Below are 24,481 nucleotides of genomic sequence, written 5' to 3' on the forward strand. Positions count from 1 at the left end.
CGCTACGCTGCCTGCGCCATGAAGAAAGGCCCCCTCAGCCTGCGCAGCCAGCTCAGCCTCGTGCTGGGCGGCCTGGCCCTGGCCATCCTCGCCGCCGTCGGGGGTTATCTCGGCAACCTGGCCACCAGCGAGCTCTACATGGCCCAGCAGTCCGCCGTGCGGGCGACGGCCCAGGCCGCGGCCGAACTGCTGGCGATCCAGTTGCGCGACCGCGAGCGCGAGATCGAGCTGCTCAGCCTCGCGCCCCATCTCGTCGAAGGCCCGCTCGATTCGGCCCGCGTGCGCGACTCGCTGGACAAGCGTCAGGCATTGCACGAGGAATTTGCCTGGCTGGGCGTCGTCGCACCCGATGGCACGGTGCTGCAGGCCTCGGGTGGCATGCTGACCGGCCGCTCCGTCGCTCAGCGCGACTGGTTCATCGCCGCGCGCGAGCGCATCTACGTGGGCGACGTGCACGAGGCCAAGCTGCTGGCGACGATGCTGCCTTCGCTGCCCAACGGCGAGCCGACGCGCTTCATCGACTTCGCCGCGCCCATCAAGGATGCCGAGGGCCGGCTGCTCGGCGTCGTCGGCGCCCATGCGCATTGGCGCTGGGTCACCGGCATCGTCGATGGCACGGCGCGCCGCCAGCACCCCGGCAGCGGCATCGACGCCCTCATCCTCGATCGCCAGGGACGCGTCCTCTATCCGGAGGCGATGAAGGTCGCCCAGACCCAGGGCCAGGCCGTTCTTCCGACCCAGCTTGCCAATGGCCGCATCGAAGGCGCGCTGCGCTTTGGCGACGGCAAGGACTACCTGACCAGCGAAGCGCCGCTGCTGGCCCGCACCAACGCCGAGCTGGGTTGGCGCATCGTGGCCCGCCAGCCGATGGAGCTGGCCATGCGGCCCGTCATGGAACTGCGGCGCGATCTCGTGCTGCTGGGCCTGATGGTGGCGGCCGTGCTGACGCTGGCGACCCTGCTGCTGGCCCGCCGCATCAGCCGCCCGGTGGAGCAGCTGGCCGGCATCGCCGGGCGCGTGGAGGCCGAGCGCCGTATCCCGGCCTTCCCCGACAAGCCTGCCGCCAGGGAGTTGGCCCAGCTCAGCGACGCGATGCAGTCGATGGCGCGCTCCCTGCTCGACACCGAACAGCAGCTGCAGAAGAGCAATGCCACGCTGGAGGCCCAGGTCGAGCAGCGCACCGCCGAGTTGAAGACGGCCAATGCGGCGCTGGAGCATCTGGCCACGCGCGACCCGCTGACCGGCCTGCACAACCGCCGCAGCCTCGACGCCCGCCTCGCCGAGGCCCAGGCCCTGGACCGCCGCTACGGCGTCGCCAACGGCCGCGTGCACGGCCTGCTGCTGGTGGACGTGGACCATTTCAAGCGCGTCAACGACGTCCATGGCCATCCGGCCGGCGACGCCGTGCTGCGCCAGCTCGCCGCCATGCTGCAGGCCTCGCTGCGCGTCAGCGATGTTGCGGCCCGCTTTGGCGGCGAGGAGTTCGCCGTGCTGCTGCCGGAGCTGGCGGGGCCGCTGGAGGCCGTCATGACGGCCGAGAAGATCCGCGCTGCCGTCGAGGCCGCGAGCTTCCCCGAGGTCGGCAAGCTGACCATCAGCGTTGGTGTCAGCCTGGCATCGCCGGATGACGAGTACGTCGGCCCGCTGATCGCCCGTGCCGATGCGGCCCTGTACGAGGCCAAGCGGGGTGGGCGCAATGCCGTCGTGCTGAAGACGGCCGAGGCCGTGGCCTAAGTCACGCCCGGGCGGCGGCCGCGGCAGCGGTCTGGAGGCCGCCCGACATCCGAGGTCAAGAACTCCCCGCAGCGGCTTGCGCGGCTGGCTCCTAGGCTGGGAACCATGCCGTCTCTTGCAGTTTTCGACCCCTCCACGAGCCCGCGCATCAGCCGCTGGGGCAGCCTGCCGATGGAGGTCAGCCTCTATACCGCCGCCGAGTTGCGTTCGCATTGGCTGGCCCAACTGGAACACCAAGCCGGCGACGCCGAGGCCATCGAGCTGGATGGCTCGGCCGTCGAGCAATTCGATGCTGCCGGGGCCCAGAGCCTGCTGGCCCTGGCCCATGCGCTCAGTGCCCGCGGCCAGCGCCTGCAGCTGACCCGGGCCAGCGAGGTCCTGGTCCATGCCTGCCGGGCCCTGGGCCTGGCCGACCTCATCGTGTCCAGCGCGCGCGAGCAAGCTTGAGGGCCGGGCGACCGATGATCTTGCTGGCGCTGCAGGAGTCCACCCATGTGAAGCTCGCGACGCTGCTGCAGGCGTCGGCCGGGCTGGGCTTGCCGAGCGCCGGCAGGGCCGGCATCACGGCGCGCCTGCTGCCGCGGCTGCAGCGCCTGGGCCTGGACAGCTACGAGGCCTATGTCGACCTGCTCGGCAGTGCCGATGGCGCCGCGGAACTGCAGATCGCCGTCGACCTGCTGACCACGCCCGAGGGGCTGTTCTTCCGCGAGCCGGCGCATTTCGAGCTGATCGAGTCCGAGCTGAGCCGGCTGCGCCCGCAGCGTCTGCGGGTGTGGAGCGCCGCCGCGGCCTCCGGCGAGGAGGCCTACAGCCTGGCCATGCTGCTGGCCGACCTTCAGCAGGCCGGCCGCATCGGCGCCGACTGGGCGGTGCTGGGCACCGACGTCAGCGAGCGCGCGCTGCGCGCGGCCGTCGAGGCCCTCTATCCCGAGGACAGGCTGCGCCATGTGACGGCCGAGCGGCTCAGGCGCTATGGCCTGCGCGGCAGCGCGGGCTCCGCCGGTCTCGTGCAGATGCAGGCCGGGTTGCGTGAGCGCGTCGAATTCCAGCGCCTGGACCTGCGCGGCGACGTCGACGGGATGGGCCCCTTCGACCTCATCCTGCTGCGCCATGTGCTGCCCTACTTCGATGCGCGCACCGCGCAGCTCATCGCCGAGCGGCTGCTGGCGCGGCTGCGCCCGGGCGGGCTGTTCTTCACCGGCGCCAGCGAGGCCTTCGGCCATGTCAGCCTGGAGCCGCTGGCGCCAGGCGCCTATCGGAAGACGGTCTAGATCAGCTGCAGCGGCGCGCGGAAGACATAGCCGACGCGCGACTTGCTCTGCAGCGGCACCAGCGTGGGCGTGGCGCGTTCGATGCGGCGGCGCAGGCGGTAGATGGTGGCGGACAGGCCGTCATCGGCCTCGCCGTCGGGCACCTCGCGGCCGAGCTTGTTCAGCAGGGCTTCGCGCGTGACCGGTTCGCCATTGGCCTGGGCAAAGCATTCCAGCAGCTGGCGGTCGGCCTCGCTCAGCTGGATGCGCGTGCCGTCGGGCACGACGAGTTCGCCGCTGGCACGGTCCAGCTTCCAGACGGCATCGGCCGCCGAAGGCTTGGCCACGCGGCGCTGCACGGCGGCAATCGCCAGCGACACCTGTTCGAACTGCACCGGCTTGACGAGATACATGTCGGCACCGGCCGTGATGACTTCGCGGAAGACCTCGGGGCCGAGGCGGCCGGACACGACGACGACGCCGGCATCGCTGCGCCGGCGCAGGATCTTGATCAGCTCCACGCCGTTGACGCCGGGCAGCATCAGGTCGACGAGGTAGAAGTCGAAGGAGAAGGCGTCGGGCGAGGCCAGCAGCGCGTTGCTGTCGTCGAAGCGGCTGACCGCAATGCCCTGCTGCTCCTGCAGATGCTGGGACAGGAACTCGGAGTACTCAGCGTCGTCGTCGATGAGGGCGAGGGTCTTGGGTTGCATGTTGGCAGCGGGCACGAAAGCAACCGCGGAGTTTGCCGCATGACTGAGGCGTCAGGTCCGCTCCAAAAGCACTCATTGCGTGGTTTGCTGCACGCTTTGGGTGATAAATGACTGACACTAGGCGGGCGCTGTGATAAATCAAGCCGCCAGCGAGCGGCACGAGGAGACCGCGATGGCCGATGACGTGCAAGACGAAGGCCCCGACGAGTTGGACTGGCTGCTGCCGGGCCACCGCGGCGCGCCGGCTCAGGCGCTACGCCGCATACAGGCCTTGTGTGGGGCCTGGCCGGATCTCTATGCCGCGATGTTCCTGGTGCTGGCGAGCCACCAGGAGCTGCCGCGCGACATGCTGGCCGCGGCCATCAAGCAGTTCCGCGCCGACCTCGATGCCTACACCCGCGACGATGTCGTCAGCTTGCTGACAGCTATCTGGAACGGCGGCAAGAGCGGCTTCGACGCCGTGTTGCGCACACGCGCCAATTCGCCCAAGAAGGGCGGCGGCGCTTTCTCCTGGGTCAAGGAGTAGGGCTTACTTCTTCAAGCCCAGGGCTTCCCAGCCCTCATGCCCCAGCTTGTCCAGCGTCTCGAGGTTGTTCTCGTAGATGGAGGCCGTGTCGGGCATGGACTCGACGGCGCGCTCGATGCTCTCTTCGCGCAGGATGTGCAGCGTGGGGTAGGGCGAGCGGTTGCTGTAGTTGGCGATGTCGTCGGGCTCGCTGCCGTCGAACTGGTAGGCGGGATGGAAGTCGGCGATCTGCAGGATGCCGTCGAGCTTGAGGTCCTCCACCAGCGCATCGGCCGCGTCGAGGAAGTCGTTGAAGTCCAGGAAGTCGGTCAGCACGTTGGGGTGGATGACCAGCGTCGTGTCCACCTCTTCCGGATCGGCGCGGTTCAGCGCCAGCAGCTCGCGGGCCAGGTCCTTCAGCAACTGCTCCGGCTCCGTCGCCTCGCTGACGACATAGCGGATGCGCTCGTTGACGTGCACGGCCTTGGCGAACGGGCAGAGGTTGAGGCCGATGACGGCCTTGACGACCCAGTCGCGGGTGTCGGCAATGATCTGTTCGGAATTCATCGCGGCGTGTTCAGCCATTGCTCGGCCATCCTGACCCACATGGAACCGCCAAGCGGAATGAGGTCATCGTTGAAGTCGTAGCTGGGGTTGTGCAGGGTGCACGGCCCCATGCCGTGGCCGCCGATGCGGTGCTCGCCTTCGCCGTTGCCGATCAGGAAATAGCAGCCGGGCTTCTCCAGCAGGTAGTAGCTGAAGTCCTCGGCGCCCATCGTCGGCTCGAACTCCTGCACATTGTCGGCACCGACCATGTCGGCCAGCACGCGGCGCGCGAACTCGGTCTCGGCGGGGTGGTTGATGGTGGGCGGGTAGTTGCGGCGGAACTCGAACTCGGCCGTCAGCTCGAAGGCGCCGGCGAGCTGCTCGGTCATGGCCTTCATGCGGCGCTCCAGCAGGTCCAGCAGCTCCAGCGTGAAGGTGCGCACCGTGCCTTCCATGACGACGGTGTCGGGCACGACATTGGTGGCCTCGCCGGCGTGGATCATGGTCACGGAGATGACGCCGGGGTCGATGGGCCGCTTGTTGCGGCTGATGATGGTCTGGAAGGCCGTCACGAGTTGGCAGGCCGCAGGCACGGGGTCGAAGCCCAGGTGCGGCATGGCTGCATGTGATCCCTTGCCCTTGAGCGTGATCTTGAACTCGTTGCTGCTCGCGAACACCGGGCCGGTCTTCAGCGCGAACTGGCCGGCCTTCATGCCGGGCCAGTTGTGGGCGCCGAACATGGCCTCCATGGGGAACTTGTCGAACAGGCCGTCCTTGATCATCTCGCGGGCGCCGCCGCCGCCTTCCTCGGCGGGCTGGAAGACGAGGTAGACCGTGCCGTCGAAGTTGCGGTTCGTCGCCAGATGCTTGGCCGCGGCCAGCAGCATGGCGGTGTGGCCGTCGTGGCCGCAGGCATGCATGCGGCCCAGGTAGGAGCTGGCGTGGGGGAACTGGTTGCGCTCCGTCATCGGCAGGGCGTCGATGTCGGCGCGCAGGCCGACGGCGCGGTCGGAGGTGCCGTTCTTGACGATGCCCACCACGCCGGTGGTGCCCAGGCCGCGGTGGATGGGGATGCCCCAGTCGGTCAGCGCCTTGGCGATGACGTCGGCGGTGCGCTCCTCGTGGAAGCAGAGTTCGGGGTGCTTGTGCAGGTCGCGGCGGATGGCCGTGATCTCGGCCGCGTCGGCCAGGATGTTGTCGATGAGCTTCATGAGAGGGTGACTTCAGGCTCTGTAAGGGCCGGAGTTTAGGATTGCGGCCGTGAACTTGCGCCGTGTTACCCGCGGCTGGCTTCTTTGGCTGGCCCTGCTCCTGCCCATTGCCCAGGCAATGGCGGGCGTGCACGCGCTGTCGCACGTCAGTGCCGACCGCCAGGACGATGGCTTCGCCCACCTGGTTCATTGCGACCTCTGCCTGACCGCCGCCGACCTCGGCACGGGTGCGCCGGCCGCCGAGCCGGTGGCTGCGGTTGACGGTGCGGGCAGCCATGCTGTGCCGCTGGTGGCGCGCGGCACGGCCCCGCGCGCCGTCAGCCTCGGCCTGCCGCCCGCCAGGGCGCCTCCCGCTTCCGCCTGAACTCCAAGCCTTCCCGCGTCCAGATCGACGCGGGCGTTTGCGTTTTCCTGTTGCGGAAGTTGAATCCCCATGCGTTCCTTTGCCCTGGCGCCCATTGCGGCCGCCTGCGTTCTCGTTTCCTTCGCGGTCCACGCCGAGCCGGCTGAATCCCTCGACAAGGTCGTCGTCACCGGCAACCCGCTGAAAAGCCAGGTGCTGGCCCAGCCCAGCGACTCCCTGTCCGGCGACCAGCTCGTGCTGACCCGCGCCGCCAACCTCGGCGACACCCTGCAGGGTCTGCCCGGCGTGGCCGCCACCAACTTCGGACCCAACGCCAGCCGGCCCAGCATCCGTGGCCTGGACGGCGACCGGGTGCGCATCCTGAACAACTCGGGCGCGTCGGTGGACGCGTCCAACCTCAGCTTCGACCATGGCGTGGCCATCGACCCTCTCGTCATCGACAAGGTCGAGGTGCTGCGCGGCGCCGCGGCCCTGCTCTATGGCGGCAATGCCGTCGGAGGTGTCGTCAACACGCTGGACAACCGCATCCCGCGCACCCTGCTCAAGGGCCTCAGCGGCGCGGCCGAGGTGCGCCTGGGCGGTGCCTCGCGCGACAAGAGCGGCGCCGTCGTGCTGGATGGCGGCGGCGGCCAGGCCCATTCGGGCTTTGGCTGGCATGTCGACCTGGCCGGACGCGACGCCGATGACCAGCGCACGCCGCGTTTCGACAGCGAGGGCGAAAGCCGCAGCAGCGTGCGCAACTCCGCCGCGCGCAGCCATGGCGGCGCCGTCGGCGGCTCGGTGTTCTTCCAGGGCGGCTTTGCCGGCGTGTCCGTGGACGACTTCCACACCAACTACGGCACCACGGCCGAGGAGGACGTGACCATCCGCATGCAGCGCCAGCGCGTCGCCACGGCCGGCGAATGGGCCACGGCCGCCGGGCCGGTGCACCGCGTCAGCTGGCAGCTCAGCCGCAACCGCTACGAGCACACCGAGATGGAAGGTGCCGAAGTCGGCACGACCTTCAAGAGCACCGGCAGCGACGGCCGCGTCGAGATCGAGCATGCGGCGCTGGGCCCGCTGAAGGGCCTGGTCGGCCTGCAGACCGAGTCCCTGGACTTCTCGGCCCTCGGCGAGGAGGCCTTCGTGCCGAGCACCAAGACGCGCAACACCGGCGTCTTCCTGCTCGAGCAAGCCCGCCTCGGCGGCGTGGACTGGTCGGCCGGCGCTCGCACCGAGCGCGTGACGGTCGATTCGAGCGGCGGCGACCGTTTCGGCGCCGCCCAGTCGCGGCGCTTCCGTCCGAGCAGCCTGGCCCTCAGCGGCGTGCTGCCGCTGAGCCCCGCCTGGAGCCTGAGCGCCAACCTGAACCGCACCCAGCGCGCGCCGGCCTATTACGAGCTGTTCGCCAACGGCCTGCACGTGGCCAGCGCGGCCTATGAGCGCGGCGACGCCAACCTGGGCCTGGAGCGCTCCAAGGGCGCCGACCTCGGCCTGAAGTGGGAGGGCGACGGCAGCCATGTCCACGTCAACGTCTACGAGACGCGCTTCGCCAACTACATCGCCCTGCAGGCCACCGGCGAGACGGCCGGCAACGACGGCGAGACCGTGCCCGTCTACGCCTTCCAGGCCGTGCCGGCACGCCTGCGCGGCGTGGAGTTCGAAGGCCGTTGGCAGGTCCATCCGGCCATCGCTTTCCTGAGCCAGCTGGACGCCGTGCGCGGCGACAACCGCAACACCGGCGAGCCCCTGCCGCGCCTGGCGCCGCTGCGGGCCATGCTGGGCCTGGAAGGCAAGTGGGCCGATTGGTCGGGCAAGCTGGAATGGCGCGGCGCCGCCCGCCAGACCCGCGTCGCCGAGTTCGACACGCCGACGCCGGGCTACGGCACGCTGCGCCTGTCGCTCGCCCGCCAGCTGCGCTGGGGCCAGACGGACGCCCTCTGGTATCTGAAGCTGGACAACCTGGCCAACAAGCTGGCCTACAACGCCACCGCCGTGCCGACCATCCGCGGCCTGTCCCCCCAGGCCGGCCGATCGGCCAGTACAGGGTTGCAACTGCGTTTCTGACGCTCAAAGCCGGTGTACAACCGTGCATGCCGCCCACGCACCGGGCGGTATGCACGCAAGTCGTGCGTGCACGCACCAGGAGCTTCCTTCTTGCGCGGGCGCGGAACTTGCGTCGCACGCCAGGGAACAGGAGCGACGATGCAGACCGCCTTTGATGAGATGAACTCAGCGGGGTCGACGACCCGCGCGCATTACGAGTCCTATGCCCGCTGGCTGGCCGACCAGCCCGAATCCCTGATGCGGGAGCGGCGCGAACAGGCCGAGCTGATCTTCCGCCGCGTCGGCATCACCTTCGCGGTCTATGGCGACAAGGATTCGGGCGAGGGCACCGAGAGGCTCATCCCCTTCGACCTGATCCCGCGCGTCATCCCGGCGTCCGAATGGACGTCCATGCAGGCCGGCCTGGCCCAGCGCGTGACGGCGCTGAACCGCTTCATCCACGACGTCTATCACGACCAGGAGATCCTGAAGGCCGGCATCGTGCCCGCCGACGAGATCGTCAAGAACGCCCAGTTCCGCCCCGAGATGATGGGTGTGGACGTGCCGGGCAATGTCTACAGCCATATCGCCGGCGTCGACATCGTGCGCGCCGGCAATGCCGACGGCTCGGGCGACTACTACGTGCTGGAAGACAACCTGCGCGTGCCCAGTGGCGTGAGCTACATGCTCGAGAACCGCAAGATGATGATGCGGCTCTTCCCGGATCTCTTCGTGCAGCACCGCATCGCGCCGGTGGCCCACTACCCCGACCTGCTGCTGGACACGCTGCGCAGCGTCGCGCCCTCGGGCGTGTCCGACCCGACCGTCGTCGTGCTGACGCCGGGCATGTACAACTCGGCCTACTTCGAGCATGCCTTCCTGGCCCAGCAGATGGGCGTGGAGCTGGTCGAGGGTCAGGACTTGTTCGTCGACGGCGGCTTTGTGTACATGCGCACGACGCGCGGCCCCAGGCGCGTGGATGTCATCTACCGCCGCCTGGACGACGACTTCCTCGACCCGACGGTGTTCCGCGCCGACTCGCAGCTGGGCTGCGCCGGCCTGGTGGGCGCCTACAAGGCCGGCAAGGTGACGCTGTCCAACGCCATCGGCACGGGCATCGCGGACGACAAGTCCATCTACCCCTATGTGCCGAAGATGATCGAGTTCTATCTCGGCGAGAAACCCATCCTGCAGAACGTGCCGACCTATGTCTGCCGCGAGAAGGAGGGCCTGGCCTACACGCTCGCCCATCTGTCCGAGCTGGTGGTGAAGGAGGTCCATGGCGCGGGCGGCTACGGCATGCTGGTCGGGCCGGCGGCCACCAAGGACGAGGTCGAGGCCTTCCGTGCCCGCCTCGTCGCCAACCCGGGCAACTACATCGCCCAGCCGACGCTGTCGCTGTCGACCTGCCCGACCTTTGTCGAGAGCGGCGTGGCGCCGCGTCATATCGATCTGCGACCCTTTGTGCTGTCGGGCTCGTCGGTGCGCATGGTGCCGGGCGGGCTGACCCGGGTGGCACTGAAGGAGGGCTCACTCGTGGTCAACAGCAGCCAAGGCGGCGGGACCAAGGACACCTGGGTGCTGGAAGACTGAGGGAGACAAGAAGATGCTTTCTAGAACCGCTGACCATCTCTATTGGATGTCCCGCTATATCGAGCGGGCCGAGAACACGGCTCGTCTTCTGGATATCGCCTACCAGACCTCCCTCCAGCCCCAGGCTGCGGACGAGTCCGAGCAGACCTGGCGCAGCCTGGTGTCCATCTCCGAGCTGAACAGCCTCTATGGCGGCAAGTATTCGTCCATCAACGGCCGCAATGTCATGGAGTTCATGGTGGCCGACGAGAGCAATCTCTCGTCCATCTTCAACTGCCTGCGGGCCGCGCGCGAGAACGCGCGGGCCGTGCGCGGCGCGCTGACGACCGAGGTCTGGGAGACCATGAACCAGACCTGGCTGGAGTTCCGCCGCCTGCTGCGCGAAGGCGCGCTGGCGCGCGACCCCTCGCAGTTCTTCGAATGGGTCAAGTACCGCAGCCATCTGTCGCGGGGCGTCACTGTGGGCACCATGCTGCAGGACGAGGCTTTCCACTTCATCCGCATCGGCTCCTTCCTGGAGCGGTCCGACAACACGGCACGCCTGCTGGACGTGAAGTTCTATCGCCAGGAGCAGACCCAGGGCGAACATGACGCGGCGCGCGACTTCTACTACTGGTCGGCCGTGCTGCGCTCGGTGTCGGGCTTCGAGATCTACCGCAAGGTCTACAGCAATGTCATCCAGCCCGACAAGGTCGCCGAGCTGCTGATCCTGCGCCCCGACATGCCGCGCTCGCTGTCCCACTGCATCACGCGCATGCAGGCCAACCTCAAGCGCGTGGCCAACCCGCAGTCGGGCGAGACGCTGAGGCGCGTCGGCCGGCTCGAGGCCAAGCTGGCCTTCGGCAGCATCGACGAGATCCTGGCCGAGGGCCTGCACCCCTTCCTGGACGGCTTCCTCGCCGAGGTGTCGGACCTGGGCGACCGCATCAGCAAAGATTTTCTTGTCTAAGAGACCCTGAGGACCACGCATGGCCATCCACGTTGCCCTCAAGCACGTCACCCGCTATAAATACGACCGCCCGGTCAACCTGGGCCCCCAGGTCGTGCGCCTGCGGCCAGCGCCGCATTGCCGCACCCCGGTGCTGTCCTACTCGCTGCGCATCGAGCCCGAGAACCACTTCATCAACTGGCAGCAGGATCCCTTCGCCAACTACCTGGCGCGGCTGGTCTTTCCGGAGAGGACGACCGAGTTCACCGTCACGGTGGACCTGGTCGCGGAGATGGCGGTCTACAACCCCTTCGACTTCTTCCTCGAGCCGCACGCGCAGAAATTCCCCTTCGTCTATGACGAGGCCCAGCAGATCGAGCTGGCGCCCTATCTGCAGGTCGAGGCGCCCACGCCGCTGCTGGCCGCCTATCTGAAGGACATCCCCCGCACCGAGCGCGCCACCATCGACTTCCTCGTCGAGCTGAACCAGCGCGTGCAGAACAGCGTCTCCTACCTGATCCGCATGGAGCCGGGTGTGCAGACGCCCGAGGAGACGCTGGAGAAGGCGTCCGGCTCCTGTCGCGACTCCGGCTGGCTGCTGGTGCAGCTGATGCGCCACCTGGGCCTGGCCGCGCGTTTCGTGTCGGGCTACCTGATCCAGCTGACGCCCGACGAGAAGGCCCTGGACGGCCCCAGCGGCACCGAGATCGACTTCACCGACCTGCATGCCTGGTGCGAGGTCTACCTGCCGGGCGCCGGCTGGGTGGGCCTGGACCCGACCTCGGGCCTGATGGCCGGCGAGGGTCACATCCCTCTGGCGGCCACGCCCACGCCCGGCAGCGCCGCGCCCATCAGCGGCGGCGTCGACAAGAGCGAGGTCGAGTTCGAGCACGAGATGAGCGTCACGCGCATCTACGAGTCGCCGCGCGTCACCAAGCCCTACAGCGAGGAGCAATGGGCCGAGGTGCTGAAGCTGGGCGAGCAGGTCGACCGTGAACTGCAGGCCGGCGACGTGCGCCTGACCATGGGCGGCGAGCCCACCTTCGTCTCCATCGACGACCGCGACGCGGCGGAATGGAATACCGAGGCCCTGGGCCCCACCAAGCGCCTCTACGCCCAGCAGCTGACCCACAGGCTGCGTGACGAATACGGCCAGGGCGGCTTCCTGCATTTCGGCCAGGGCAAGTGGTACCCGGGCGAGCAGCTGCCGCGCTGGGCCCTGTCCATCTACTGGCGGGCCGATGGCCAGGCCTGCTGGCGCAATCCGGACTGGTTCGCCGACGAGCGCGAGGGCCATGCCTACACCAGCGAGCACGCCGGCAAGTTCATGGGCGCGCTCACCCGGCGCCTGGGCCTGACCGACGCCCATGTGCGGCCGGCCTTTGAAGACACCTTCTACTACCTGTGGCGCGAGCGCCGCCTGCCGGTCAATGTCGACCCCTTCGACTCGCGCGTGGACGACGAGATGGAGCGCGTGCGCCTGCGCCGCGTCTTCGACCAGGGCCTCTCGCATGTGGTCGGCCTGGTGCTGCCCATCCGCCACAGCGGCGACTCGCCGGCCCTGGCCGGCCCGCGCTGGCAGACGGGGCCCTGGTTCCTGCGCGACGAGCGTCTCTACCTCCACCCGGGCGACTCGCCCATGGGCTGGCGCCTGCCGCTGGATTCCCTGCCCTGGGTCAGCAAGGGCGACTTCCCCTATCTGATCGAGCAGGACCCGTTTGCGCCGCGCGGCATGCTGCCGGCGACTGCGACGCTGCGGGCCCAGGTGCAGGGCGTCACGTCCAGCGGGCCGACGCCGGGCCTGCTGCGAGGCGGCGGCGTGGATGTCGGGCCTGGCGCGTTGCGCGGTGGCGTTCCATCAGCGCAAGCCACGCCAGCCCGTTTCGAGAGCGCCCATGGCATCACGCGCACGGCCCTGTGCGTCGAGGCCCGCGACCCGCGCCGCGCCAACGGCCCGTCGGCCGAGGCCAAGGGCCAGGCCAGCGGCGTGCTCTATGTCTTCATGCCGCCGCTGGAGAAGCTCGAGCACTATCTCGAGCTGCTGACGGCGGTGGAGGCCGCCTGCGAGGACACCGGCTACAAGATCGTGCTGGAGGGCTATCCGCCGCCGCGCGACCCGCGCCTCAAGCTGCTGCAGGTCACGCCCGATCCCGGCGTCATCGAGGTCAACATCCACCCGGCCCACAACTGGGGCGAGCTGGTCCAGCACACCGAATTCCTCTACGAGGCGGCGCGCCTGACGCGGCTGTCCAGCGAGAAGTTCATGATCGACGGCCGCCACAGCGGCACCGGCGGCGGCAACCATTTCGTGCTGGGCGGCGCCACGCCGGCCGACTCGCCCTTCCTGCGCCGGCCCGCGCTGCTGGCCTCCCTGCTGGCCTATTGGCACAACCATCCGAGCCTGAGCTATCTGTTCAGCGGCCTCTTCATCGGCCCGACCAGCCAGGCGCCGCGCGTGGACGAGGCCCGCAACGACCAGCTGCGCGAGCTGGAGATCGCGCTGGACGAGATCCACAAGCTCGGGGACAGCGTCGTGCCCTGGCTCATCGACCGCACGCTGCGCAATGTGCTGGTCGACGTGACGGGCAACACCCACCGCAGCGAGTTCTGCATCGACAAGCTCTACTCGCCCGATTCGGCCACCGGCCGGCTGGGCCTGCTGGAACTGCGCGCCTTCGAGATGCCGCCCCATGCGCGCATGAGCATCGTGCAGCAGCTGCTGCTGCGGGCTTTGGTGGCGCGCTTCTGGAAGAAGCCCTATCGCGCGCCGCTGGTGCGCTGGGGCACGGAGCTGCACGACCGCTGGCTGCTGCCCCACTTCATCCGCGACGACTTCGCCGACGTCATGCAGGACATGAAGGAGGCGGGCTATGCCATGGACGCCGCCTGGTTCGCGCCCCATTACGAGTTCCGCTTCCCCAAGTACGGCGAATTCGCCTCGCGCGGCGTGCATGTGACGCTGCGCGGCGCGCTGGAGCCCTGGCATGTGATGGGCGAGGAGGGTTCGTCCGGCGGCACGGTGCGCTATGTGGATGCTTCGCTGGAGAGGCTGGAGCTGCATGTCAGCGGCCTGGTCGATCCGCGCCACCGCATCACCGTCAATGGCCGGCCCGTGCCCCTGCAGCCCACCGGCCGCGTCGGCGAGTTCGTCTGCGGCGTGCGCTACCGCGCCTGGCTGCCGCCGTCGGCCCTGCATCCCACCATCGGCATCCATGCGCCGCTGACGGTGGACCTGGTCGACACCTGGCAGCAGAAGTCCCTGGGCGGCTGCCGCTATTTCGTCGCCCACCCGGGCGGCCGCAACTACGCGACGCTGCCGGTCAATGCCTACGAGGCCGAGAGCCGCCGCCTGGCGCGCTTCGCGGCCATCGGGCATTCGCCGGGCCGAGTCGAAGTGAAAGAGCCGCAACGAAGTCTGGAGTTCCCGTTCACGCTGGACCTGCGCAAGGCAAACTAGGCTGATGAGAATTGAGATCGAACCCGGCGTCCGCCTCTTCGTCGACATCGAGGGCCTGGGCCATGAGCCCGTCGGCCCTGAACTGCGCGAGAAGCCGACGCTGATCCTCATCCACGGCGGGCCGGGTTTCGACCACACGGCCTTCCGGCCCTTTTTCAGCCGCTTCACCGATCTCTGCCAGGTCGTCTATTACGACCAGCGCGGCCATGGCCGCAGCGATCCGCGGCCGGCGGACGAATGGGTGCTGGACGTCTTCGCCGATGACGTCGTGCGCCTGTGCGATGCGCTGGGCGTCACCAAGCCCATCGTGCTGGGCCAGAGCTTTGGCGGCTTCGTCGCCCAGCGCTACCTGGCCCGCCACCCCGAGCATCCGAGCAAGGTCGTGCTGTCCAGCACCTCGCATCACTTCGGACTGGAGCGCAAGGTCGAGCGCTTCGGCGCCCTCGGCGGGCCGGATGCCGCGGCCGCCACGCGCGAGTTCTGGGAGAACCCCGGGCCGGCCTCCTGGGCCGTCTACGAGAAGCACTGCCGCCACCTCTACAACACCCAGCCCAAGAACCCGAATGCCGGCGGCTGGATGATGTTCAAGCCCGAGATCCTGTACGCGCACACCCGCACCGAGCTGCGCGACATGGACCTGCGGCCCGGCCTGTCCCAGGTGCAATGCCCGGTGCTGGTCATGGCCGGCGAGGAAGACCCCGTCACGCCGCCCCAGGATGCCGAGGAGATCGTGGCTGCGCTGCCGGCCCAGTGGGTGCAGTTCGAGCGCTTCGCCAAGGTCGGCCACGGCGCTTGGCGCGATGATGCCGAGGCGGCCGAGCGCGTGCTGCGCGCCTTCCTGTCGCCCCGCGGCCAGCTGGCGACCGACCTGCCGCCGGCGACACCCTGAAGCGGGGTCCCCGCGCCGCGTCGGGCGCGGACATTGCTCGACAATGCGTTTTCGCCCTTTCAGCGCCGCATGAACGCATCGACCCGCCTCGCCCATGTCTGAGCTCACTCCCAGCCAGTGGAGCCTGCTGCCCGACGAGCCGGACGAGCCCGCCGCGCCCGATCCGCTGACCCAGGCAGCCTCGGCTGCCCTGCGCAGCCGCGACGGCCATTTCTACGAGTTGACCGGCCAGGTCAACCAGGCCGGTGAACCGCAGGGCGGCCTGACGGCGCGCTGGAAGCGCTTCTTCGCCGCCGGCGGCTCGGCCGGCTGGCAGGAGCTCAGCGCCAAGGCCCTGCGTGTGCAGCGCCGCGTGCTCGAGGACGGTGCCAGCTACAACGTGCACAGCGACGGCCCGCCGCTGCCGGGGCAGGAGGGCGAAGGCATCGCCCTGGCCCGCCATTGGCCGCTGGAGCTGCTGCCCATGCTGATCGAGCCCGAGGAATGGCGCGGCATCGAGGCCGGCATCATCCAGCGCGCCCGCTTGCTCAACGCCGTCATGGCCGACACCTATGGCGAGCGCCGCCTGCTGCAGCAGGGCCTGCTGCCGGCGTCGCTGGTGCTGGCCCACCCGCAATACCTGCGTGCCATGCATGGCAGCGCCGCGCGCGGCGACGTGCATCTGCATGTGCTGGCCTTCGACCTGACGCGCTGCGCTGACGGCCATTGGTGGGTGGTCGGCCAGCGCACCCAGGCGGCATCGGGCCTGGGCTATGTGCTCGAGAACCGCCTCATCATCGCCCAGCAGTTCCCCGAGGCCTTCCGCCAGATGGCCGTGCAGCGCCTGGCGGCCAGCTACCGCGACCTCATCCAGGCATTGACGAAGCTGTCGCCCGCCGGCGAGCGCAGCCGCGTCGCGCTGCTGACGCCGGGGCCGCGCAACGAGACCTATTTCGAGCAGGCCTTCCTGGCGCGTTATCTCGGCATCACGCTGGTGGAAGGCGCCGACCTGACCGTGCGCGCCGACAAGGTCTATCTGAAGACCCTGGCCGGCCTGGAGCGCGTGCATGTGCTGCTGCGCCGCGTCGACGACACCTGGCTGGACCCGCTGGAGCTGCGCCCCGACTCCATCCTCGGCGTGCCCGGCCTGCTGCAGGCGGTGCGGGCCGGCGAGGTCGTCATCGCCAACGCGCCCGGTTCGGGCTGGCTGGAAAGCCCGGGCCTGGCCGCCTTCTGGCCCGGCGTGGCCGAGAGCCTGCTGGGCGAGGAGCTGCAGCTCCCGGCCATCCAGAGCTGGTGGTGCGGCGAGGAGAGCGCCTGGGCTGCCCTGCGCCCGCGGCTGGCCGAGTTCATCGTCGTGGCGACCTTCTCGTCCAGCAGCACGACGCGCAGCTTCGCGCCGGTCGTCGCCGCCGAGCTCAGCGACGAGGCGCTGCACGAGCTGGCGGCGCAGATCGATGCTGACCCCACGGCCTACACGCTGCAGGCCCGCGTCAAGCCCACCAAGCAGCCGGTCTGGACGCGCGGCGCGCTGGAGCCGCGCGTGGCGGTGCTGCGCGTCTTCGCGATGACCGACGGCCAGGGCGGCTGGAAGGTGCTGCCCGGCGGCCTGACCCGCGTGGCGCCGCGCCGCGACCCGCTGGCCGACGCCTGGCTGTCCATCCAGCGCGGCAGCTTGAGCGCCGACACCTGGGTCATGACCGATGGCGAGGTCGATCCGACCAGCCTGCTGTCCCAGCCTCTGCAGGCCGCCGACCTGCGCGACGTGCACTGGACGGTGACCAGCCGCGCCGCCGAGAACCTGTTCTGGCTGGGCCGCTACACCGAGCGCGCCGAGAACAGCGCCCGCCTGGCCCGCCATGTCATCGAGGCCAGCGTCATGGTGCAGCGCGGCGCCATGCCCGTGCCCATGCTGCCTCTGCTGGACGCGCTGGCGCGCCGGCACGGCCTGGTCGGGCCGGATGCGCCGCCGGCCGCGGAAGACCCGCGCGGCTTCGAGCGTGCGCTGCTGGCGGCCCTGCTGCCCGGCTCGGGCGTCAACAGCGTGGGCTGGAATCTGCGCGCGCTGCAGGGCTGCGCACAGGCGCTGCGCGAACGCCTGTCGCCCGAGGCCTGGCGCCTCATCCACGAGACGGCGGCCCAGTTCGAGCAGCATCTGCGCGCCGTGCTGGACCGCCCCGGCCCCAGCGCCTCGGTCACCGATGTGCTGAACGTGCTGGCCCGTGCCGACACCCACTTGGCCGCCATCACCGGCGCCCAGACCGACCGCATGACGCGCGACGATGGCTGGCGGCTGCTGTCCATCGGCCGCCAGCTCGAGCGACTGTCCTTCCATGCCGAGGTGCTGGCCGAGACCTTTGAACAAGACCTGGCGCTCACCGAGGACGGCTTCGCGCTGCTGCTGGGCGTGTTCGACTCCACCATCACCTACCGCGCCCAGTTCCAGGCCCGGCGCGAGGCCGCGCCCCTGCTGCATCTGCTGGTGCATGACACCGACAACCCACGCTCGCTCGGCTGGGTGGCGCGCACCATGCGCGAGCGCTTCGCCAAGCTGGCCCGCCACGACCCGGGCTGGGCGGCCGACATCGCCGCCGACCTGCCCATGCCCGAGGCCTGGCCGCTTGCCGAGCTGGCCGGCCCGACGGCGACCCTGGTCGAGCATCTGCAGCGCGCGGCGGCCCAGGCCAGCGAGCTGTCCAGCCTGATCAGCCAGCGCTATTTCGCCCACGTCATCGGTGCGGAGCAGCGCGTATGGCAGTGAAGCTCTCCGTCCATCACGTCACCGAGTACACCTATGAGGACTCGGTGGAGTGGGCCCACCACGCAGCCTGCCTGGCGCCGCGGGACACGCCCTGGCAGGACGCCAGCGGCTGGCAGCTCAACATCGACCCGCTGCCCGACGGCTGGGGCGTCGAGGGCCTGGAGCTGGATGCGACCGAGCTGGCCCGCCATCTGCGCCGCGACCCCTGGGGCAACCGCCACCTGAGCTTCGGCCATGCGCGCGTGCACGAGATGCTGGTCGTCGACAGCCGCTTCGTCGCCGAACTGCGGGACCGGCCCGCGCCCGATCCCACGCGCGGGCCGGATTGGGAGTCGGCCGCGCGCAGCCTGCGCTACCGCGCCGGCCGGGCCCTGCAGGAGGCCGACGAGTTCGCGCTCGCCTCCACCTATGCCGCGCCGGATGCGACGCTGGCCGCCTATGCCCGCCGCGCCTTCACGCCGGCCCGCCGGGTGGCCGCGGGCGGGTTGGCGCTGATGCAGCAGATCCACGCCGACCTGCGCTATCTGCCGCAGAGCACGACGGTCGCCACCCGCGCCGCCGCTGCGCTGGCCCAGCGCAGCGGCGTCTGCCAGGACTTCGCCCATGTCTTCATCGCCGCCTGCCGCTCCCTGGGCCTGGCGGCGCGCTATGTGTCGGGCTATCTGCTGACGCGGCCGCCTGAAGGCGCGCCCAAGCTGGTTGGCGCCGATGCCTCGCATGCCTGGGCCGAGCTGTGGTGCCCCGAGCAGGGCTGGCTGGCCCTGGACCCGACCAATGCCGTGCCCGCGGGCCTGGACCATGTCACCCTGGCCTGGGGCCGCGACTATGCCGACGTGGCGCCGCTGCGCGGCGTGCTGCGCGGCGGCGGCGTGGCGACACTGCGCGTGAGCGTGACGGTCGAACCCGCCGCAGCCTAGTTCCAGTCCGCCAGCACCTGGGCCTCGTCGACCTCGACGGGGCGCAGGATGACGCTGGCCAGTTCGCGGCCCTGGGCATCGACCTGGCTGGCCACGCTGACGTCGGCCTCGAAGCACTGGCCGTCGCGGCGCCGCATGCGCAGCCGGCCCCGCGCCCGCCCGTGGCTGGCGCGCTCGGCCATCAGCGCGGCCAGGCGCGGGTCGTCGAGGTCGAGGAGGTCGGCCCGTGCCGTCGCGAGCATCTCGGCCTCGCTGCGCTCGAACAGGGCGCAGGCCGCCGGGTTGGCCGCGACGATGCCGCCGCCGGGGCGGGTGTTGAGGATGGCGTCAGGGCTCTGCTCGAACAGCAGGCGCCAGCGGCTGTCGTCGGGCGGCGGCGATGCCGTCCGGCCCAACCGGCTTGCCAGGGCGGCGAGGGCCAGGGCGCTGAGCAGGCCGGCGAAGAACAGGGCCAGCGTGGCTTCGTCGGCATGCTGCCACCAAGCCAGAGGCCGCGGCAGCACCTCGATCCGCCAGCGCCGGTCGGCCACGGGCAGCTCGAAGCTCGGCAGCGCGGCCTCGGCGGCGCCCGCTGGATCGCTGTCGTAGACGGGCATCTTGCCCTCGGGATCGGTCACTCGCACCCGGGCCAGCGTGGTCAGCTCGGCGGGCAGGGCGCTGCGCACCAGCTCGGCGCTGCGAAAGGCAATGCCGACCACGCCCTGGGCCGCCGCGCGCCGGGCCTCGGCCTCGGCGGGCAGGCGGCCGTCGCGGTAGAAGGCGGCGCGCACGACGATGCTGGTCAGCTCCGGATGGCCGGGCCGGTGGCGGTCGCGCGCCAGCAGCAAGGGGGGCGTCGCGACCAGGCCGCCGGCGGCGATGGCGCGTTCGACAGCCGCACGGTATTGCTGGCGGGGGTCGTAGAGGTCGTAGCCGTCGTTGGTCGGGTCGGCCGGATGCTGGTGGCGCAGCAGCATGTACTCGGGCCGCTCGCCGGCGGGCTGGACGCTGAAGCTCGGATGGCCGGCGGGGTCGGTGCTGCGATGGCCTTGCACCCGCTGCAGATAGGCCGACAGGCCGTCGGCGCCGACGCGGTCGGCCACAAAGCTCAGGATCAGGCCGGGATGGCGGCCCGCGCCCAGCACGCTGTCGGCATAGCGGGCGAAGCGCGCGTCATCCAGGGCCACGGGGCCGCTGGCGGCCAGGCGCAGGGCGGGCAGCACATCGAGCTGGCCGCGCACGGCGCTGGCCAGCGATACACGCAGCGCCTCGGCGCGGTGTTCGAGCAGCAGGCGGCGCTCGTCGGCATTGCGCTGCAGCGACCAGGCCGCCAAGGCCAGGGTCAGGGCCAGCGTGGTCGCGAACAGCAGCCCGGGCAGGGCCCGGTGGGCAAGAGCGGTGGCGCGAGCGGCGTGCAGGGCCAGGGTGGCCTCCCGGAGCTGACGGAGCCCATGCCGAGCGAGCTAACGCATCAGTCGGTCGGCATGGTGGCCCGATGATAGGCCAGCCGGGCGTCGTCAAGCTTTCAGCAGCGGCAGCACCGACACGACCATCAGCGCCGCGGCGCCCCAGTTGAAGGCCTGCAGCGCGCGGGGGCGGTGCAGCCAGCGGCGCATCTGCTCGCCCAGCAGGGCCCAGGAGCCGCAGCAGGGCAGGTTGACGAGCACGAAGACGGCCGTCATGGCCGCGATGCCGAGTTCGCTGTAGGCCGTCACGGCCGTCAGCGCCATGGCCCAGGCCTTGGGGTTGACGACCTGGAACAGGGCCGCGGCGCCAAAGCCCATGGGTTTGCCGGCAGCCTGCACCCCGTCCGCCTGGGGCGGTGCCGCCGTCGCGACCTTCCAGGCCAGATAGAGCAGATAGGCCAGGCTGGCCCATTTCAGCCCGTCATGCAGGCCGGGGAAGCGCGTGAAGACCTCGCCCAGGCCCAGGCCGACCAGGGCGAGCATGACGCCGAAGCCGAAGCTGATGCCCAGCAGATGCGGCAGGCTGCGCCGCCAGCCGAAGTTGGTGCCCGAGGCCAGCAGCATCAGGTTGTTGGGGCCGGGCGTGATGGAGGTGACGAAGGCGAAGCCGGCAAGGGCGAGGAGGGTGGCGCTGGTTTCCATGGCCCGCAACTCTAGGCAGGCCGGCCTCGAATGGGCTTGCGTTTTGCGGTGGTGGGTGGCTTGCCTGTGCAATCATCTGCGGCCATGGATGCCATCGACGACAAGATATTGCGCGAACTGGTCAGGGACGGCCGCGTGACCAATGCCGAGCTGGCCCAGCGCATCGCGCTCAGCCCATCGGCCTGCCTGCGCCGCGTGCAGGAGCTGGAGAGGCTGGGCGTCATCAAGGGCTACCGGGCCGTGCTGGACCCGGCCCGCCTGGGCCTGGGCTTTGTCGCCTATGTGGCCATCGGCCTGTCGCGCCACACGCTGGGCGAGCAGCTGAGCTTCGAGCAGGCCATGCGCGACTGCCCGGTCGTGCGCGAATGCCACAACGTGACCGGCGCGTTTGAGTACCTGCTGCGTGTGGAAGTGACAGACCTGCCAGCCTACAAGCGCTTCCATGCCGACGTGCTCGGCGGCCTGCCCCAGGTCAGCATGATCACCAGCTATATCGTGATGGACTCGCCCAAGGATGAGCGGGGCTAGGCAGGACGCGCAACGCTAGCTGTGCCCTTTACGTCACCGTCCCGCGCCCTAACCGGGCGCTGCAGCGGACGGCTTCGCCATCCGCGGATCCAAAACGTTAGACCGCACCATCTTGAACTCTCCCGACACAAAGACTGCCATTCGCCGCAGACTATTTCTTGAGGCCGTTTGCAATGGCAACCGCGAGCCGCAGCATGGGTTTCAGCTTTGCCCAAAGTGCGGTGGGCGAGGTTCCGCTTGCATTGAGCGAGTCGAGGGTGGCCGCCACATCGCTGCGTTTGAAGAGTGCGAAGAGTGCAACGGGGAAACCATTGTCCCTACGCTCTAGCAATTCTGTCGGGAGAGACAGCCTGAGAGCTGCGCTTGCAGGTTCCCTTCGCGGCATTGCCGCTACGGCGGCCCCTCACATCAAACGCTAGGGCTCCAGTTCTGTATGCCGTCGCTCGACATTCCCTCCGACTTCCCACTTGCTCTGCTTTGCCGTAGGCCGGAAAGCGTTCTCTCGATGGAAGGATTGGGCGTCATGTTTGCGAAGCAATCAGCTGTTGGAACACAGCCTCTGCTTGAAACGTTGACTCGGGAGGTAGGCGCACGATGAGCATGCCGCCGAAGACCTGTTCCCAATAGCCCCCGACCTCCTCGACCTTCTCGCGAAAGCGTTGCGTTTCCGGGGCGCTTGCCAACCGTCTCGAGAGTGCCCACTCGAAGACTTGCCAGTTGGCCCGTTCAACGACCTCCAGAATGCGCAGCGTTCCATCCTCAAGTTCTTCGACTCGAACCAGATCTGCAAAGCCAACCGAATCCGAGACGATAGGAACGGCGCGAATGCGATACGTATCGGACCCGACGCGCTCCATGGGAAGCGCCATGGTTGCGTCTGCATCGGGAAACTCAACGCGGACGTCTCCGGGATTGTCGAATTGAATATTGATGTTCATGTCACTCGCAGATCGCTCATGTGAGTGCCTGCGCGTGGATGCCGGCAGATCCAGCAAGCGCTGGCACCACCCAAGCCATCTTTGGAAAGTGCGCCGGCGCCAGTGCCGCAACAGCGACGCTGATCACGCCCAACGTGAGCATGCAAAGGTAGACGACGTTTGCAACTTGTGTTTCTGCGTCAGGAGGTACGCCGTCCTGCTCGGCCTTTTCCTTGAGAGTGCCTTCGCGGCCACTTCGGAAGTGGTTGAAGAGGAACGTACCGGCAAACGCGAAGGGGGCGACTGACATTGCTTTCCAAAGGGGAAGGCCGACTTCTTCGTCCAGCCATGCAACCACCGCGAGTGCCAGGAGCATGGCCGCGCAAAGGGCAACGTAGCGCAAGTGATGTGTTCGGGCGCGCATGCTGTTGTGCTGCTTAACGTTCGCGCGCAGCGGACGGGTAAGCCGTCCGCTGCAGCAAATGGTTGGGCATGGCGTCTCCGGAGCTTGCCTGCTGCAGTGTTTCAACCATGGCTGCTGCCTTGCAGCTCACTTCAATATCCAGTGCAGTTTCTCCCTGGGTCGTTCGGGTAGACGTCAACTCCGCCGTTTGTGCACGACTTTCAGTTTTCACGGTACGTTCCCTCGATCCGCCGCTCCTGCAGTTCCATGTTCTCCAGGAACGCCTGTTTGATCCTCTTCAGTGTGTCCGCCTGCGGCCACGCATGACTCTGGTTCATGCCGTTCGCAACGTGTCGCGCGATGTCAGCGAGGAGGTTGCCCCACGCTTCTCCTTCATCTACATCGCAGTCCTCCGCGTCCTCCCACATCCCGAGCAGAAGGGAGACATGAACGTCCGAGTGCGCGAGCCAAACGCGGATCATTTCTGTGGCACCGTCATCACCCGCTGTTTCGGGCGGAATCTCGAGTGGTCTCGTCAAAACACGGGCTCCCAGTGACGTTCAACGTTGGAGCTGAGTCGCGAGCGGCGGCTTGCCGACGCTAGTCGGCTCGAGCGACCGGTTAGACCTATGCATTTCTACGCAGCTAGTTCTTGGTTTGTAGCGTGAACCCAGCGGGGGCTCGCTCCGGTGGCGCGCTCTGGCAGTGATACATGTCCATGTAGATGGTCCGCTTCACCGCGCCGCACGACACCTCATACCCATCGACAACATGATGATCAGCTTCACCAGCCTTGAGCGCGCGCCCGGTCATCATCGCCTCCAACACCGCGCTTGATTGCTCCTTAGTCATGTTCTCTGGAGGTTCCACTCGCGACCCAAAGCTTCCAATGCGGCTGAACGTTGGTCGAGTGCCGTCCGCACACACCAAGCGCGCAAGGTAGGCACGTTGGCCCGAAGGTTTACAAACCTCAATCGCTGCAGCTTTACTTTCCCCAAATGCAGCAGTTGTCTGCGGATCTGCAGGTTTGGTAGGGCTCGCGCAACCCGCCAGAGCGAGAGAAACGGCAAGGGCCAGTCCATTCGTTCGAAATCTCATGTTTCTCCCTATAGGTCTAACGTTGAAGCTCAGCGGGCGGCGCAGCCGTCCGCTGGATCGACCAGTTAGACCGCAGCACTGACAGCGCATTAAGGCTAGTCACTGACACACCTTACTTCTGCATCGCACCGATAGGCTCGACTAAAGAAAACCGACAAACGCACCGCAACTGACAAGAGGTGCTGGTTTGACGCGCCACCGTGAACCGAGATCAATTCGAGCAGTTCATGCACCAGCGCACCAGCTGCTGTAGATGAGATTCGGGGGCCGTCGTAAAACGCTTGCCAAAGGCGCGACAGCTCTGGATACCGCTCGTCATCCGACCGAACGAAGTCAAACAGGAACTCTTCGTGGTGGTCAATGCGCTCACGAGAGTCTTCAAAGTACATGTCGAATGCCATTGCGGGGCGACCTTGCGGTCTAACGTGTTGTCGGCAAATCGTTAACGATATTTGCCTAACATTTGAGCATGCGACCCTAACGTCCAGCAACGTCAGCGGAGCGCGACGCTCGCTGCGAGTGGCGGTTGGGAGGTGCCACCGTCGAAGCTGCAGTCGGTGTGTCGCCGTCGAGGCACGA

General features: G+C 68.6%; 22 protein-coding genes. 13 read left to right on the plus strand and 9 right to left on the minus strand.

Features of this window, described 5'->3' with window-relative positions; translation table 11 throughout:
* The first annotated feature begins 18 nt into the window (after positions 1-18).
* From AC07OY_RS00690 to AC07OY_RS00700, 3 genes are all read left to right on the plus strand, one after another.
* Entirely contained in the window at positions 19-1,734 is a 1,716-nt protein-coding gene (locus AC07OY_RS00690; protein WP_495040607.1) for a sensor domain-containing diguanylate cyclase, read from the plus strand.
* 105 nt (positions 1,735-1,839) lie between these two features.
* Positions 1,840-2,181, plus strand: a complete 342-nt coding sequence (locus tag AC07OY_RS00695) for an STAS domain-containing protein (RefSeq protein ID WP_495040608.1) — start codon at positions 1,840-1,842, stop codon at positions 2,179-2,181.
* Between the two features lie 14 nt (positions 2,182-2,195).
* Positions 2,196-3,005 (plus strand): CheR family methyltransferase, encoded by an 810-nt coding sequence (locus tag AC07OY_RS00700; protein ID WP_495040609.1) that lies wholly within the window; start codon positions 2,196-2,198, stop codon positions 3,003-3,005.
* Here the strand turns inward: AC07OY_RS00700 and AC07OY_RS00705 are convergent.
* Positions 3,002-3,694: a response regulator transcription factor gene (locus AC07OY_RS00705; RefSeq protein ID WP_495040610.1), complete on the minus strand. Its 693-nt coding sequence runs from the start codon at positions 3,692-3,694 to the stop codon at positions 3,002-3,004. The genes AC07OY_RS00700 and AC07OY_RS00705 overlap by 4 nt on opposite strands.
* Positions 3,695-3,866: 172 nt before the next feature.
* On the opposite strand from AC07OY_RS00705, the gene AC07OY_RS00710 reads away from it, so the two are divergent.
* On the plus strand, positions 3,867-4,220 hold the full coding sequence (locus AC07OY_RS00710; protein ID WP_495040611.1) for a hypothetical protein: 354 nt from the start codon (positions 3,867-3,869) through the stop codon (positions 4,218-4,220).
* 3 nt (positions 4,221-4,223) lie between these two features.
* Here AC07OY_RS00710 and AC07OY_RS00715 read toward each other — a convergent pair whose 3' ends face one another.
* Both AC07OY_RS00715 and AC07OY_RS00720 read right to left on the minus strand, forming a co-directional pair.
* Positions 4,224-4,784 (minus strand): DUF1415 domain-containing protein, encoded by a 561-nt coding sequence (locus AC07OY_RS00715; RefSeq protein WP_495040612.1) that lies wholly within the window; start codon positions 4,782-4,784, stop codon positions 4,224-4,226.
* The gene (locus tag AC07OY_RS00720; RefSeq protein WP_495040613.1) at positions 4,763-5,956 is read right to left on the minus strand and encodes a M20 aminoacylase family protein; all 1,194 of its coding nucleotides are present in this window, start codon (positions 5,954-5,956) and stop codon (positions 4,763-4,765) included. Before AC07OY_RS00720 ends, AC07OY_RS00715 begins: the two co-directional genes overlap by 22 nt.
* A 49-nt stretch (positions 5,957-6,005) precedes the next feature.
* Between AC07OY_RS00720 and AC07OY_RS00725 the strand changes: the two genes are divergently transcribed.
* From AC07OY_RS00725 to AC07OY_RS00760, 8 genes are all read left to right on the plus strand, one after another.
* A complete protein-coding gene (locus AC07OY_RS00725; protein ID WP_495040614.1) occupies positions 6,006-6,320 on the plus strand; it encodes a hypothetical protein in 315 nt (104 codons plus the stop codon).
* Between the two features lie 69 nt (positions 6,321-6,389).
* A complete protein-coding gene (locus tag AC07OY_RS00730) occupies positions 6,390-8,366 on the plus strand; it encodes a TonB-dependent receptor (RefSeq protein ID WP_495040615.1) in 1,977 nt (658 codons plus the stop codon).
* A 138-nt stretch (positions 8,367-8,504) separates the two neighbouring features.
* Complete coding sequence (locus tag AC07OY_RS00735; RefSeq protein ID WP_495040616.1) at positions 8,505-9,938, plus strand: circularly permuted type 2 ATP-grasp protein; 1,434 nt, start codon at positions 8,505-8,507, stop codon at positions 9,936-9,938.
* A gap of 13 nt (positions 9,939-9,951) precedes the next feature.
* Complete coding sequence (locus AC07OY_RS00740; RefSeq protein ID WP_495040617.1) at positions 9,952-10,887, plus strand: alpha-E domain-containing protein; 936 nt, start codon at positions 9,952-9,954, stop codon at positions 10,885-10,887.
* A gap of 19 nt (positions 10,888-10,906) precedes the next feature.
* On the plus strand, positions 10,907-14,323 hold the full coding sequence (locus tag AC07OY_RS00745; RefSeq protein WP_495040618.1) for a transglutaminase family protein: 3,417 nt from the start codon (positions 10,907-10,909) through the stop codon (positions 14,321-14,323).
* Between the two features lie 4 nt (positions 14,324-14,327).
* A complete protein-coding gene (locus tag AC07OY_RS00750; protein ID WP_495040619.1) occupies positions 14,328-15,212 on the plus strand; it encodes an alpha/beta fold hydrolase in 885 nt (294 codons plus the stop codon).
* Positions 15,213-15,306: 94 nt separating this feature from the next.
* Positions 15,307-17,952 (plus strand): circularly permuted type 2 ATP-grasp protein, encoded by a 2,646-nt coding sequence (locus AC07OY_RS00755; protein WP_495040620.1) that lies wholly within the window; start codon positions 15,307-15,309, stop codon positions 17,950-17,952.
* Positions 17,943-18,869, plus strand: coding sequence for a transglutaminase family protein (locus tag AC07OY_RS00760; RefSeq protein WP_495040621.1), 927 nt, complete (start codon positions 17,943-17,945; stop codon positions 18,867-18,869). The genes AC07OY_RS00755 and AC07OY_RS00760 overlap by 10 nt, the downstream gene beginning before the upstream one ends.
* Here AC07OY_RS00760 and AC07OY_RS00765 read toward each other — a convergent pair.
* Together AC07OY_RS00765 and AC07OY_RS00770 are read right to left on the minus strand one after the other, a co-directional pair.
* Positions 18,866-20,182, minus strand: coding sequence for a CHASE domain-containing protein (locus AC07OY_RS00765; RefSeq protein ID WP_495040622.1), 1,317 nt, complete (start codon positions 20,180-20,182; stop codon positions 18,866-18,868). The genes AC07OY_RS00760 and AC07OY_RS00765 overlap by 4 nt on opposite strands.
* A 183-nt stretch (positions 20,183-20,365) precedes the next feature.
* Complete coding sequence (locus AC07OY_RS00770; RefSeq protein ID WP_495040623.1) at positions 20,366-20,956, minus strand: LysE family translocator; 591 nt, start codon at positions 20,954-20,956, stop codon at positions 20,366-20,368.
* An 84-nt stretch (positions 20,957-21,040) separates the two neighbouring features.
* On the opposite strand from AC07OY_RS00770, the gene AC07OY_RS00775 reads away from it, so the two are divergent.
* Positions 21,041-21,484, plus strand: coding sequence for an Lrp/AsnC family transcriptional regulator (locus AC07OY_RS00775; RefSeq protein ID WP_495040624.1), 444 nt, complete (start codon positions 21,041-21,043; stop codon positions 21,482-21,484).
* Between the two features lie 521 nt (positions 21,485-22,005).
* Here the strand turns inward: AC07OY_RS00775 and AC07OY_RS00780 are convergent.
* The 4 genes from AC07OY_RS00780 to AC07OY_RS00795 all read right to left on the minus strand — a co-directional run bounded on the left by AC07OY_RS00780 (position 22,006) and on the right by AC07OY_RS00795 (position 24,303).
* Entirely contained in the window at positions 22,006-22,422 is a 417-nt protein-coding gene (locus AC07OY_RS00780; protein WP_495040625.1) for a DUF4265 domain-containing protein, read from the minus strand.
* Between the two features lie 16 nt (positions 22,423-22,438).
* A complete protein-coding gene (locus AC07OY_RS00785) occupies positions 22,439-22,825 on the minus strand; it encodes a hypothetical protein (protein WP_495040626.1) in 387 nt (128 codons plus the stop codon).
* A 200-nt stretch (positions 22,826-23,025) separates the two neighbouring features.
* Positions 23,026-23,343: a DUF5076 domain-containing protein gene (locus AC07OY_RS00790; RefSeq protein WP_495040627.1), complete on the minus strand. Its 318-nt coding sequence runs from the start codon at positions 23,341-23,343 to the stop codon at positions 23,026-23,028.
* Between the two features lie 654 nt (positions 23,344-23,997).
* Positions 23,998-24,303: a hypothetical protein gene (locus AC07OY_RS00795; protein WP_495040628.1), complete on the minus strand. Its 306-nt coding sequence runs from the start codon at positions 24,301-24,303 to the stop codon at positions 23,998-24,000.
* Positions 24,304-24,481 lie beyond the last annotated feature (178 nt).

It is taken from the genome of Roseateles sp. GW821-FHT09H10, assembly GCF_059415865.1.